Genomic DNA, 12391 nt, shown 5'->3' on the forward strand with positions numbered 1-12391 from the left:
TTAATGCCTGGCCGGTTCTAGTGGGTGCCCGGAACCTGGAAGTTGAAAACGGACGTGTCGAAGTGGTTGTACGCCTCATAATCCACCAGATCGTACAAACGTGCACGTGTGAGCATGTTGGGCACATCGGACTCCTGCGTGCCGTGCGCCTTGATGGTTTCCAGTGTCCGCTCGGCTGCACCCATGGCGCTGCGGAGCAGGGTGACCGGGTAGATCACCATGTTGACGCCCACCGAGGCGAGCTCTTCATAGGTGAACAGCTCGCTCTTGCCGAACTCGGTCATGTTGGCCAGGATCGGTACGTCGACGGCGGCGCGGATCGCTGCGAATTCCTCCAGCGATTTCATCGCTTCGGGGAAGATCGCATCGGCGCCGGCCTCCACCAGCGCCCGGGCGCGGTCCTGGGCGGCTTCGAGCCCGTCCACGGCGCGGATGTCGGTGCGGGCCATGATCAGGAAATTCGGGTCGCGACGGGCGTCCGCAGCGGCACGGATGCGCTTGACCGCGGTCTCGGTGTCCACCACGTTCTTGCCGTCCAGGTGGCCGCAGCGCTTGGGGTTGAACTGGTCCTCGATGTGGCAGCCCGCCAGGCCGGCGTTCTCGAGTTCCTGGATGGTCCGGGCCACGTTCATCGGCTCACCGAAGCCGGTGTCGGCGTCGACAATGGCGGGCAGATCGGTCATCCGCGCAATCTGCCCGGCACGGGTGGCCACCTCGGTGAGGGTGGTCAGCCCGATGTCCGGCAGGCCCAGGTCATTGGCCAGGACGGCGCCGGAGATGTAGACGCCGTCGAAGCCCTTTTCCTCGATGAGGCGGGCCGAGAGCGGGTTGAAGGCGCCCGGGAACTGCTGCAGGGTGCCGGAGGCCAGTCCTTCGCGGAAGGCGATCCGCTTGGCTTCGGGGGTTACGGAGGAGTACAGCATTTAGAAGAGTCCCTTCGGTGCAGCGGCCGGGTTGATAACGCCGTCGGCGGCCGTGATGTTCAGCTGGTCCAGTTCGCCGGCAGCCAGTTCGGGCAGGCGCTGCACGGTGGCCAGGAAGCGCTCGATCTCCTCCTCGGAGACCAGCCCCTGGGCCAGGGTGCGGAACTTGTTGATGTACTGCTCGCGGGCAAACGGCTTGGCGCCGAGCGGGTGCGCGTCGGCGACGGCAATTTCATCGGTGATCACGGTGCCGTCGGTCAGCACAATGGTGACCTTGCCGCCGAAGGCCTTCTCGCTGATGTCCAGCGAGTGGTAGCGGCGGGTCCATTCCGGATCCTCCACCGTGCTGACCTTGTGCCACAGTTCCACCGTGTCGGGCTGGCCGGCGCGTTCGGGGGAGTAGGAATCCACATGGTGCCAGGATCCGTCCTGCAGGGCGACGGTGAAGATGTACGGGATGGAGTGGTCCAGGGTTTCGCGTGAGGCGGTGGGATCGTACTTCTGCGGATCGTTGGCGCCGGAACCGATCACGTAGTGGGTGTGGTGCGAGGTGGCGATCAGGACGCTTTCCACGTTGGCCGGGTCCGCGGCTTCGGGGTGCTCGCCGTGGATCTTGCGGGCCAGGTCGATCCAGGCCTGGGCCTGGTACTCGGCGGAGTGTTCCTTGGTGTAGGTGTCCAGGATGGCGCGCTTGGCTTCGCCTTCCCCGGGCAGCGGCACTTCGTAGGCGGCGTCGGGGCCGTCCAGCATCCAGGCGATCACACCGTCTTCGCCTTCGTAGATGGGGGTGGGGGAGGTCTGGCCGCGCATGGCACGGTCCACGGCCTCGACGGCCATCTTGCCGGCAAACGCCGGAGCGTGGGCCTTCCAGGTGGAGATCTCACCCTTGCGCGACTGGCGGGTGGCGGTGGTGGTGTGCAGGGCCTGGCCAACTGCCTGGAAGATGGTGTCGACGTCGAGGCCCAGCAGGGTGCCGATGCCGGCGGCGGCGGACGGGCCGAGGTGGGCGACGTGGTCGATCTTGTGCTTGTGCAGGCAGATGGCCTTTGCCAGGTTGACCTGGATTTCGTAGCCGGTGGCGATGCCGCGGATCAGGTCCTTGCCGGAGGCGCCGGTGTGCTGGGCGACGGCGAGAACCGGCGGGATGTTGTCGCCGGGGTGGGAGTACTCGGCGGCCAGGAAGGTGTCGTGGTAGTCGAGTTCACGTACCGCCACGCCGTTGGCCCAGGCGGCCCACTCGGGGCTGGTCTTGGCCAGCACACCGAAGACGGAGGCGCCCTTGCCGTGGGCGGAGGGCGAGAAGGAGAGGGCCTGGGCGCGGGCGGCGACAATGGGTCCGCGGTTCAGGGATGCGACGGCCACGGAGGCGTTGTCGATGATGCGGTTGATGACCATGTCCGTGACGTCTTCGGTGACGTCAACGGGATCGGCGGCCACCTGGGCGATCTTGTAGGCCAGCTGGTCTTCGCGGCCCAGCTTTTCGTCGCTGCGGTAGACGCGCACTTTATGCAGGTTCACTGTGTGTCCTTATCTCAGGGGTGGTGATCTCAGGGGAACCGGTCCGGGCGGACCGAAGATGGTTGAGGCTTTTATGCAGGTGGACGGCGACGGCGGCGGCCGCCAGCTCCGGGTCGCCGGACGCCACGGCGTCGGCGATGGTGGCATGCTCGCTGACGGTTTCAAGCAGGCGGCGGGGATTATCCTTGGCCAGCCGCCGGACGCGCGCCAGATGGAGGCGCACGTTGCCCAGCGCCTGGGTGAGGTAGGAGTTCGCCGCAGCGCAGTCGATGGCCGCGTCCAGTTCGGCCACCAGGGCGTAATAGCCGGCGGGGTCCGCGCCGGGGGCGCCGATCAGTTCACCGGCAGAACGGAACCGGGCGGCCAGCGTCCGGAAGTCGGCGTCGCTTCCCCGCGTGGCCGCGAGCGCCGCTGCTTTGCACTCGAGGGCCTGGCGCAGTTCGAAAAGCTCGGCCACGGTATCCAGCGAAATGCCGGTGACGACGACGCCGCGTCCGCTGTGCGGTGCGGCCAATCCGTCCGCGGTGAGGCGGCTGAGTGCTTCGCGCAGGGGAGTGCGTGAGACCCCGAGCCGGGCCGACTGTTCGACCTCCCCCAAAACGGTGCCGGGCGGCAGCTCCCAGTCCACGATGTCCTGGCGCAAGGCGGCATAGGCGCGGTCGCTTGCCCGCATGGTGCGCCTCCTCACGTCTGATACCTGCGTTACGTTCACCACAGTGTATACACGATCGGGCGAAACGGTGTATCCCGGACCACATTTTCAAAGAAGAATCGATGGTCTGTATACATTTGCCGTCCTGGTTGGCCGCCTGCGAGCGCCGGATCGCCGCGACCCGGCTCCGCTAGTAGCATGGCGCGTACCGCACCGGATCGAGGAGGATTCATGGCACAGCGCAATACCTACGCCGGGGCCTATGCCCGCAGCACGGCAGACCCGGAGGGGTTCTGGCTTGAGGCAGCAGCCCTGGTGGACTGGGACGTGCGGCCTGCGCTCGCACTCGATTCTTCCGCGGCACCGCTGTATGCCTGGTTCCCGGATGGCCGGCTGAATACCAGCTACAACGCGCTGGACCGGCACGTTGCGGCCGGCCGCGGCGATGCCGATGCGCTGATTTACGATTCGGCCATGCTGGGCGTGCAGCGGACCTATTCCTACCGCGAGCTGCTCACCGAGGTGGAAACCTTCGCCGGGGTGCTGCGCGGACTGGGGGTTGAAGCCGGAGACCGGGTCATCATTTACCTGCCCATGATTCCCGAAGCCGTGATCGCCATGCTGGCCACCGCCCGCCTCGGCGCGGTGCACTCGGTGGTGTTCGGCGGCTTTGCGCCCCGTGAGCTGGCAGCGCGGATCGACGACGCCGGGCCCAAAGTCATCGTCACCGCCAGCGGCGGCGTGGAGCCGAAGCGCCGGGTGGACTACCTGCCGGCCGTGGCGGAAGCGCTGGAGACGGCAACCCACCGGGTGGACGCCGTCGTCGTTGCCGAGCGCAAGGGCTTCACCTCCTCCCTGGCTGACTTCGCCGGCGCGGGCGGAGCCTCGTGGCAGGACTGGGCGGAACTGGCTGCTGCCGCCGAACCGGCCGGGACGGTCTCCGTGGCGGCCGGCGACCCGCTGTACATCCTCTACACCTCCGGCACCACCGGTTCACCGAAGGGCGTGGTGCGGGACAACGGTTCCCACGCCGTGGCCATGGCGTGGTCCATGCAGAACATCTACGGCGTCGGTCCGGGACAGGTGATGTGGACCGCCTCGGATGTCGGCTGGGTGGTGGGCCACTCCTACATCGTCTACGCACCCCTGATCGCCGGAGCCGCCACCGTTCTGTTCGAGGGCAAACCGGTGGGGACTCCGGATGCGGGCGCGTTCTGGCGGGTGGCGGCAGAGCACGGCGTGGACGTGTTGTTCACCGCGCCCACCGCGCTGCGCGCCATCCGGAAGGCTGACCCGGAGGCCGCGGAACCGGTCAAGTACGACCTTTCCCGGCTGCGGCACCTGTTTGCTGCCGGCGAGCGCCTGGACCCGGCAACGCTGGAGTGGGCTGCGGCCGCACTGGATGTCCCGGTGATCGACCACTGGTGGCAGACCGAGACCGGATGGGCCATCTGCGCCAATCCCGTGGGGTTGGAGGAACTGCCGGTCAAACCCGGCTCGCCCACCGTCCCGGTGCCTGGATTCGCCGTGCGCATCCTGGATGGAAGCGGTGCCGAGGTGCCTGCCGGAACGGAGGGCAACATAGCGCTGGAACTGCCCCTGCCGCCGGGCACCCTGCGCACCCTGTGGGGGAATGACGAGCGGTACCGCAGCGCCTATCTGGAGGTCTTCGAGGGGTACTACGCCACGGGGGACTCCGGCTACCTGGACGAGGACGGCTACCTGTACGTGATGGGCCGCACGGACGACGTCATCAACGTCTCCGGGCACCGGCTGTCCACCGGCTCCATGGAGGAAGCGGTGGGCTCCCATCCCGCGGTCGCCGAATGTGCGGTGATCGGCGTCGCGGACCCGCTCAAGGGCCAGCGTCCGTGTGCTTACGTGGTTCTCAAGGCCGGCACCGAGATGGACGCGGCGCAGCTGCAGCAGGAACTGGTGGAGCGTGTGCGCTCGCGGATCGGCGCGGTGGCGGACTTCAAGGACGTGCAGCTGGTGGATGCCCTGCCAAAGACCCGCTCCGGGAAGGTGCTGCGCAAGACCTTGCGCCAGATTGCCGACGGAGTGCCGCACACCGTGCCCTCCACCATTGAGGATCCGGCTGTGATCGAGGCCCTGACGCCACTGCTGCGGCCGAACGGGTAGCCGGGGCAGCCTCCCCGGCTACCGCCGCCAGCTGTATTCCAGCTCCGGCCGGCCCCGCGTGCCGTACCTCGGGGCCCGCAGCACTGCACCCTGGTCTGCCAGGTGCTCCAGGTAGCGGCGGGCGGTAATCCGGGACATCTCCAGTTCCACGGCGACCTCCGTGGCGGACAGCGGGGACGGAGCGCGCTTCAGCAGGTCGCCCACGGCGGCCAGGGTTTCCCCGGAGAGGCCCTTGGGCAGCGCGGCGGCAACGGCCGGCCGGAGTGCGGCGAAGGCGCTGTCCACTTCGCTTTGCGTGGTTGCGGTTGCCTGGTCACCCATCCGGCGCCGGTACTCGGCATAGGTGGCGAGCTTCGCGCTGAATGCGGAGAAGGTGAAGGGCTTGATCAGGTAGCCGACGATGCCGCCGGACATGGCGCTGCGGACCACCGCGAGGTCCCTGACGGCGGTGATGGCGATGACGTCGACGGGCAGCCCCGCGCCCCGGATCCGCCGCAGCAGGTCCAACCCGTGCAGATCCGGCAGGTTCATGTCCAGCAGCACCAGGTCGATACCGGGTTCGTCCGCCGTCCGTCCGGCGTCCTTGAGCATAGTGAGCGCTTCCGTGCCGGTCCGCGCGATCCCGGCGAGCCGGAATCCGGGGGTCCGCCGGACGTACTCGGCATGGGCCTCGGCCGGGATCTGCTCGTCTTCCACTACCAGGACGCCGATTCCCGAAGACTGCAGCACCGTCACGGGGCCACATCCGTGAGGCCGGCGGTTTCCCGGGGAGCGGGGGCAGGCAGTTCCACGCTGAAACATGCTCCGTGTCCCGCCAGGACGCGAATACTTCCGCCCAGGCGGGTCACCGCCTGCCGGACGAGTGCCAGTCCTATGCCGCGTCCGGCCAGGGTGCGGCCGTCGTCCGGCTCCTTGGTACTGAACCCCTGTTCGAATATATGTTCGATCATTGTGGGCGGAACACCGGGCCCGTCATCCTGCACTTCAATCAACAGATGCGCTTCCCCGGTATCCAGAAGCAACGAAACGGTCTCATCGGCGGCATCGAAGGCGTTATCCAGCAGGTTTCCGATAATGGTCACCAGCTCCACGGGTTCCACGCCGCCCCCGCTAAACCGGCCGCAGGTCTGCGCCACCTCGATGTGCAGGTCAATGCCGCGCTCGCGGGCCTGGGCGGCCTTGCCCATCAGCAGGGCCGTGACCGCCGGCTCTTCGACCGCCGCCAGGACCTCGTCATTGAGCTGCTGGGACTGCTCCAGATCGGCAGTCGCAAACCGGACGGCATCCCCGGACCGGCCCAGCTCAATGAGTGAGACAAGGGTGTGCACCCGGTTGGCATGTTCGTGGGCCTGTGCGCTCAGCGCATCCGCCAGGGTGCGCAGGGAGGCCAGCTCGCCGGTCAGTGATTCGACGTCGGTATGGTCACGCAGTGTGGTGACCGTCCCGAAGCGGCGGCGCAGCGGAGCGGCAGAGACGGCAGCTGACTGGTTGACCACCAGGACGCGCTCGCCGGTGAGGTGGATTTCCTCCCGGGCGTCCCGCCCTGAATGCAACAGCTCCGACAACGGGCCGGGGAGGTCGGGCAGCTGCTGCGGCCCGGATGCGCCGGGCGGCAGGCCCAGGAGCTTGGCGGCCTCATCGTTGTACAGCACCAGCTGGCCCCGGTTGTTGTGCAGCAGGAGTCCGTCCCGAACCGAGTGCAGGGCGGAATCGTAAAAGGTGAACATGTGTGCCAGTTCGCCGGGTCGCAGGTCATGGGTGACGCGGCGCAGGTAACGGCTGAGCAGATACGCGGCCAGTGCCCCTACCGCCAGGGCCACGGCATCGATGGCGAACAGTTCGGGCAGGCGGGCATCTCGGGCAATTCCCACGCGGTCCACGGTGATCCCGGCAGCCACGAGCGCGATGATGTTCCCGGCGTCGTCCCGTACCGGGGTAATGGCGCGAACCGACGGTCCCAGGGTGCCGGTGTAGGTTTCGGTGAAGCTCTCGCCGGCCAGCGCCTGCTCCACGGACCCGATGTAGGGCTTGCCTATCTGGTCGGGGTTCCGGTGGGTAAGCCGGGTGCGGTCTGTGTCCATGATGGTCACGAAGTCCACCCCGACACGGTCCATGACATCCCGGGCGTACTCCTGCAGGACCTCCGGTTCCGAGGATTCGACGGCGGTGCGCACGGTGTTGCTCGCGGCAACAGTGCCTGCAACCGCCAGCATCCGCTGCGCGGTTTCCTCATACGTGTTGTCTTCAGCCTGGTGGTACAGCCCCCAGCCGATACCGCCGGAGACGCAGAGGATGAATGCCAGCTGTGCCAGGAGGAAGCGGCGGGCCAGGCTCCACTGATGCACGTTCATCCTTTGCGTCGGCCGACAACGGGTCTGTGTCGGGTAATTGATCGAGAACAGTATGAACACAAGGGTGACTGTGATCACACGGAGGCAGAAGATGGGAGCCGATCAAAGCAACTAGGAGTACCGCCATGGCAGCTGCCGCTTCCCCGGCCGCCGGTTCACAGAAGAGCCGCCGGCCGGACAGAACACATTTCCTTTACATCGCCGTTATCGCGGCAGTGGTGCTCGGTGCCGTCATCGGCCTGGCCGCACCCGAGTTCGCCAAATCCCTGAAACCGCTCGGGACCGGCTTCATCAGCCTCATCAAAATGATGATCGCCCCGGTCATCTTCTGCACCATTGTCCTAGGCATCGGTTCAATCGCCAAAGCAGCAACGGTCGGCAAGGTCGGCGGCCTGGCGCTGGGCTACTTCATCATCATGTCCACGTTCGCCCTGGCCATCGGCCTTGTTGTGGGCAACTTCATCCACCCGGGTGAGGGCCTGGATATCCAGGCGTCCTCGGATGCTGCGCCCGCCGCAGCCGAAGACGACGAGGGGATGACGGGCTTCCTGCTCAGCATCATTCCCACCACGCTGCTGGCGTCCCTGACCGGCGAGAGCATCCTGCAGACCCTGTTCGTTGCCCTGCTGGTTGGTTTTGCGCTGCAGAAGATGGGCACCGCCGGCGCCCCCGTCCTTAAGGGCATCGGCTACATCCAGGCCCTGGTGTTCCGCATCCTCATGATGATCATGTGGCTGGCGCCGATCGGTGCGTTCGGTGCCATTGCCGCCGTCGTCGGCGAGACCGGCATCCAGGCGATCGTCAGCATGGCCACCCTGATGGTTGCCTTCTACCTCACCTGCGTCCTCTTCATCGTGGTGATCCTGGGCGGGCTGCTGAAGCTGGTCACCGGTGTGAACATCTTCAAGCTCATGCGTTACCTGGGCCGTGAATACCTGCTCATCTTCTCCACCTCCTCATCCGAAGTGGCACTGCCGCGGCTGATCGCCAAGATGGAGCACCTGGGTGTCTCCAAGCCCGTTGTCGGCGTGACCGTGCCGACCGGCTATTCCTTCAACCTGGACGGCACTGCCATCTACCTGACCATGGCGGCACTGTTTGTTGCCTCGGCCATGGGCAAGCCGCTGGAGCTGGGTGAGCAGATCTCACTGTTGGTCTTTATGATCATTGCGTCCAAGGGCGCCGCCGGAGTTACCGGCGCAGGCCTGGCCACGCTGGCCGGCGGACTGCAGTCCCACCGCCCCGACCTGCTGGACGGCGTCGGCCTGATCGTGGGCATCGACCGGTTTATGTCCGAGGCCCGCGCGCTGACCAACTTCACCGGTAACGCCGTTGCCACCGTGCTGATTGGCACCTGGACCAAGGAAATCGACAAGGAACAGGTCACCGCCGTACTGGACCGCGAGCGTCCCTTCGACGAGGCCAGCATGAACATCGATGCAGGCAGCGACGAGCCGCGCGGGACCGAAGAGTCCCGCGAACTGGCCGAGACTGTTCCCGGCCCCGCCGGAAACACGCCCGCTGCCCCCCGGCACTGACGCCGAACCGCAGAGGAACGCCCCGCCCCGGTACATCCGGGGCGGGGCGTTTTGCATTGCCGGCGCTTTGCCCTGCGCGCCCCCGGCCGCAGTTGCCGGCGCGCAGGGCATAATGGGCGCGGTCCGGCACGGCAGGGGAGGAAGATCATGGCGGCTCTGGGTCCCTATCTGCGGCGTGGCTCGCTCAATGCCTCCCCGCAGCCGTTTCTGCCCGCCGACGGGCTGCTCCTGCGGCCCTGGACCGCGGACGACGCCGCGGTGCTGGTCACTGCCTACAGCCAGCCGGAGATAGCCCGCTACAACCGGCGCACGATGGATGACGAAGCCGAAGCACGCCGATGGGTTACCAGCTGGTCCGCCCGCTGGCAGGAGGAATCCGGCGCCAACTGGGCTGTGTGCAACGGCGGCGGAGACATTCTGGGCCGCGTGGCGCTGAGCCGCCTCAACCTGTATGAAGGCGAGGGGGAGCTCGGGTACTGGGTGCTGGAAGCACGGCGGGGACAAGGCGTGGCGTCCCGAGCCGTTCAGGCGCTCGAGGGATGGAGTTTCGGCGTCCTGGGGCTGAAGCGGCTTCAGCTGTCCCACTCGGTCCGTAACGAGGCGTCCTGCCGGGTGGCCGGGAAGGCCGGTTTTGTCCTGGAAGGGACCCGGCGCAGCGGGCTGCGGCACGGGGACGGCTGGCATGACATGCACCTTCACGCTGCAGTGAATCCGCAAGGTTCGAGTTCTACTTGAGCGTCAAGGCTCGCCGGTGTTCCGGGCGAGGATTCACGGTATGGCGGCGGCCCGGCTGTAACCTTGACACAGACAGCCCGCAGGACAGCTAGATACGGAAGCGTGGATTTATACGTGAGCAGCGATCAGAGTTCGGCGACTCTGCAGGACGCAACCGCAACCGAAACGGCGATGGGTCCCACCGGACGTCCCGTGACGCAATTCCCGGAACCTCCCGTCCTCACCTCACATGGCCCTGCGCGGATCATTGCGATGGTGAACCAGAAGGGCGGGGTCGGCAAGACCACGTCCACCATCAACCTCGGGGCTGCGCTGGCCGAGGCCGGCCGCCGCGTGCTCCTGGTGGACTTTGATCCGCAGGGCGCACTGTCCGCCGGTCTCGGAGCCAACCCCCACGAACTGGACCTCACCGTCTACAACGTGCTGATGGACCGCAAGGTGGACATCCGCGAGGCAATCCATGAAACCGCCATCGAGAACATCCACCTGCTGCCGGCCAACATTGACCTCTCCGCAGCGGAGGTCCAGCTGGTCAACGAAGTGGCACGCGAGCAGGTGCTTGAGCGTGCGCTGCGCCGGGTGAGCGACGAATACGACGTCATCCTCATTGACTGCCAGCCCTCCCTGGGCCTGCTGACCGTCAACGCACTGACCGCAGCCCACGGCGTGATCATTCCGCTGATCTGCGAGTTCTTTGCCCTCCGCGCCGTGGCGCTGCTGGTGGAAACCATCGAAAAGGTACAGGACCGGCTTAACCCGGGCCTGCAGGTGGACGGTGTCCTGGCGACCATGTACGACGCCCGGACCCTGCACAGCCGCGAGGTCATTTCCCGGCTGGTGGAAGCCTTTGGGGACAAGGTCTTCGAAACGGTTATCAAGCGGACCATCAAGTTCGCCGACGCCACCGTGGCTGCCGAACCGATCACGTCCTACGCCGGGAACCACCCGGGTGCCGACTCGTACCGCCGCCTGGCCAAGGAACTGATTGCCCGCGGCGGCGCGCCCTAAGCCGGCCGAGCCTGCCGCCGTGCCCGACGCCGCACTGCCGGCAGCGGAGGAGCGGACCGGTTTCGAAGTACGCCTGACGAACTTCACCGGGCCTTTCGACGTCCTGCTGGGGCTGATCTCCAAGCACGAGCTGGACATCACCGAAATCGCCCTGGCCGCAGTAACGGATGAGTTCCTTGGGTATATCCGCGAGCTGTTCGGAACCGGCCCGGAGGTCGCCTTGGACGAGGCGAGCGAATTCCTGGTCATCGCAGCCACCCTCCTGGACCTCAAGGCGGCACGCCTGCTGCCGGCCGGAGATGTCGAAGACGAAGAAGACGTTGCCCTGCTCGAGGCCCGCGACCTGCTCTTCGCCCGCCTGCTGCAGTACAAGGCATTCCGGGAAATGGCCTGGCTGATGGGGGAGCGGCTGACGGAGGAAGCCCGGCGCTTTCCCCGCCAGGTGAGCCTGGAACCCCGCTTCGCCGCGATGCTGCCCGAACTCATCTGGCGCACCACCCCGCAGCAGTTCGCCGAGCTCGCCGCGCATGCCCTCCAGCCGCGGGATGAGCAACCTCCGACGGTGGGCCTGGATCATCTGCACGCACCCAAAACCAGTGTCCGCGAGCAGGGCCGTATCCTGGCGGACAGGCTGTTCAGCCAGGGCTCGGCCACGTTTGCCGAGCTGGTGTCCGACGCCGACGGACCCGTGGCGGTGGCACGGTTCCTGGCGTTGCTGGAACTGTTCCGGGACGGAGCGGTCAGCTTCGACCAGGAGGCTCCGCTGGGCGAGCTGCGGATCACCTGGACCGGGGGAGATCCGGAATCCGCGGCGGCCATGGTTCCGGCTGACGAATACGGCGGCGCCGGCGACACCGGTACCGGCAGTGAAAGGAGCCCGATATGACGGCAGAGCAGCATGAATCCGCGGCACGCTCCGTTCCCGCAGAGGCCCCGGAGGGGACCGCCCTGTCCGGCGGCGTGAAGCCGGCCGTGGAGGCGGTGCTGATGGTGGTGGACGAGCCGGTGGCGCCTGCCGAACTGGCTGCGGTGCTCCAGGTGCCGGAGGCTGAGGTGCTCCGGGCACTCACGGAACTGCGCCGTGAGTATGACGGCTATACTGGGGATGGACCCGAGGGCGCACCGCGTGGTTTTGAACTCCGCGATGTTGCAGGCGGATGGCGGATTTTTTCCCGCGCTGACTATGCGCCCGTTGTGTCGAAGTTTGTACTGGAAGGCCAGAGTGCACGGCTGTCGCAGGCCGCACTGGAAACATTGGCGGTTATTGCCTATCGGCAGCCCGTCTCCCGGGCCCGGGTCTCCGCGATCCGGGGAGTAAACGTCGATTCGGTGGTCCGCACGCTGGTGCAGCGTGGATTGATCGTCGACGCCGGCACCGAACCGGAAACCGGTTCGCTGCTGTACCGGACTACGCCGTACTTCCTGGAACGGCTCGGTCTGGGCAGCCTCGATGAACTTCCGCAGATTGCACCGCACCTGCCCGGGCTGGAAAACCTGGCCGAATATGAAGACACTACTTATTAA

At 66.7% G+C, this 12391-nt stretch carries 11 protein-coding genes; 6 read left to right on the top strand and 5 right to left on the bottom strand.

Annotation, left to right across the window (positions count from 1 at the left end):
* Window positions 1-17: 17 nt before the first annotated feature.
* The 3 genes from prpB to AC5RTS_RS14620 are packed head-to-tail and all read right to left on the bottom strand — an operon-like array spanning window position 18 to window position 3114.
* Window positions 18-923 (bottom strand): methylisocitrate lyase, encoded by a 906-nt coding sequence (prpB, locus tag AC5RTS_RS14610; protein WP_493992738.1) that lies wholly within the window; start codon window positions 921-923, stop codon window positions 18-20.
* Window positions 924-2441 (bottom strand): MmgE/PrpD family protein, encoded by a 1518-nt coding sequence (locus AC5RTS_RS14615; RefSeq protein WP_493992739.1) that lies wholly within the window; start codon window positions 2439-2441, stop codon window positions 924-926.
* A complete protein-coding gene (locus AC5RTS_RS14620) occupies window positions 2428-3114 on the bottom strand; it encodes a GntR family transcriptional regulator (RefSeq protein WP_493992740.1) in 687 nt (228 codons plus the stop codon). Before AC5RTS_RS14620 ends, AC5RTS_RS14615 begins: the two co-directional genes overlap by 14 nt.
* 210 nt (window positions 3115-3324) lie before the next feature.
* On the opposite strand from AC5RTS_RS14620, the gene AC5RTS_RS14625 reads away from it, so the two are divergent.
* The gene (locus tag AC5RTS_RS14625) at window positions 3325-5235 is read left to right on the top strand and encodes an AMP-binding protein (protein ID WP_493992741.1); all 1911 of its coding nucleotides are present in this window, start codon (window positions 3325-3327) and stop codon (window positions 5233-5235) included.
* A gap of 18 nt (window positions 5236-5253) precedes the next feature.
* Here AC5RTS_RS14625 and AC5RTS_RS14630 read toward each other — a convergent pair whose 3' ends face one another.
* Window positions 5254-5964 (bottom strand): response regulator, encoded by a 711-nt coding sequence (locus AC5RTS_RS14630; protein ID WP_493992814.1) that lies wholly within the window; start codon window positions 5962-5964, stop codon window positions 5254-5256.
* Between the two features lie 2 nt (window positions 5965-5966).
* Window positions 5967-7586: a sensor histidine kinase gene (locus AC5RTS_RS14635; protein ID WP_493992742.1), complete on the bottom strand. Its 1620-nt coding sequence runs from the start codon at window positions 7584-7586 to the stop codon at window positions 5967-5969.
* A 125-nt stretch (window positions 7587-7711) separates the two neighbouring features.
* Here AC5RTS_RS14635 and AC5RTS_RS14640 point away from each other — a divergent pair, with 125 nt between their 5' ends.
* The 5 genes from AC5RTS_RS14640 to scpB all read left to right on the top strand — a co-directional run bounded on the left by AC5RTS_RS14640 (window position 7712) and on the right by scpB (window position 12391).
* Entirely contained in the window at window positions 7712-9124 is a 1413-nt protein-coding gene (locus AC5RTS_RS14640) for a cation:dicarboxylate symporter family transporter (protein ID WP_493992743.1), read from the top strand.
* Window positions 9125-9271: 147 nt separating this feature from the next.
* Complete coding sequence (locus AC5RTS_RS14645; RefSeq protein WP_493992744.1) at window positions 9272-9859, top strand: GNAT family N-acetyltransferase; 588 nt, start codon at window positions 9272-9274, stop codon at window positions 9857-9859.
* A 114-nt stretch (window positions 9860-9973) separates the two neighbouring features.
* Complete coding sequence (locus AC5RTS_RS14650; RefSeq protein ID WP_493992745.1) at window positions 9974-10867, top strand: ParA family protein; 894 nt, start codon at window positions 9974-9976, stop codon at window positions 10865-10867.
* Between the two features lie 19 nt (window positions 10868-10886).
* Window positions 10887-11753, top strand: coding sequence for a segregation and condensation protein A (locus AC5RTS_RS14655; protein ID WP_493992746.1), 867 nt, complete (start codon window positions 10887-10889; stop codon window positions 11751-11753).
* Window positions 11750-12391 carry an SMC-Scp complex subunit ScpB gene (gene scpB / locus AC5RTS_RS14660; protein WP_493992747.1) on the top strand — a complete coding sequence of 214 codons (642 nt, stop codon included), beginning with the start codon at window positions 11750-11752 and terminating at the stop codon, window positions 12389-12391. The genes AC5RTS_RS14655 and scpB overlap by 4 nt, the downstream gene beginning before the upstream one ends.

It is taken from the genome of Arthrobacter sp. MDT1-49-2 (assembly GCF_059090185.1).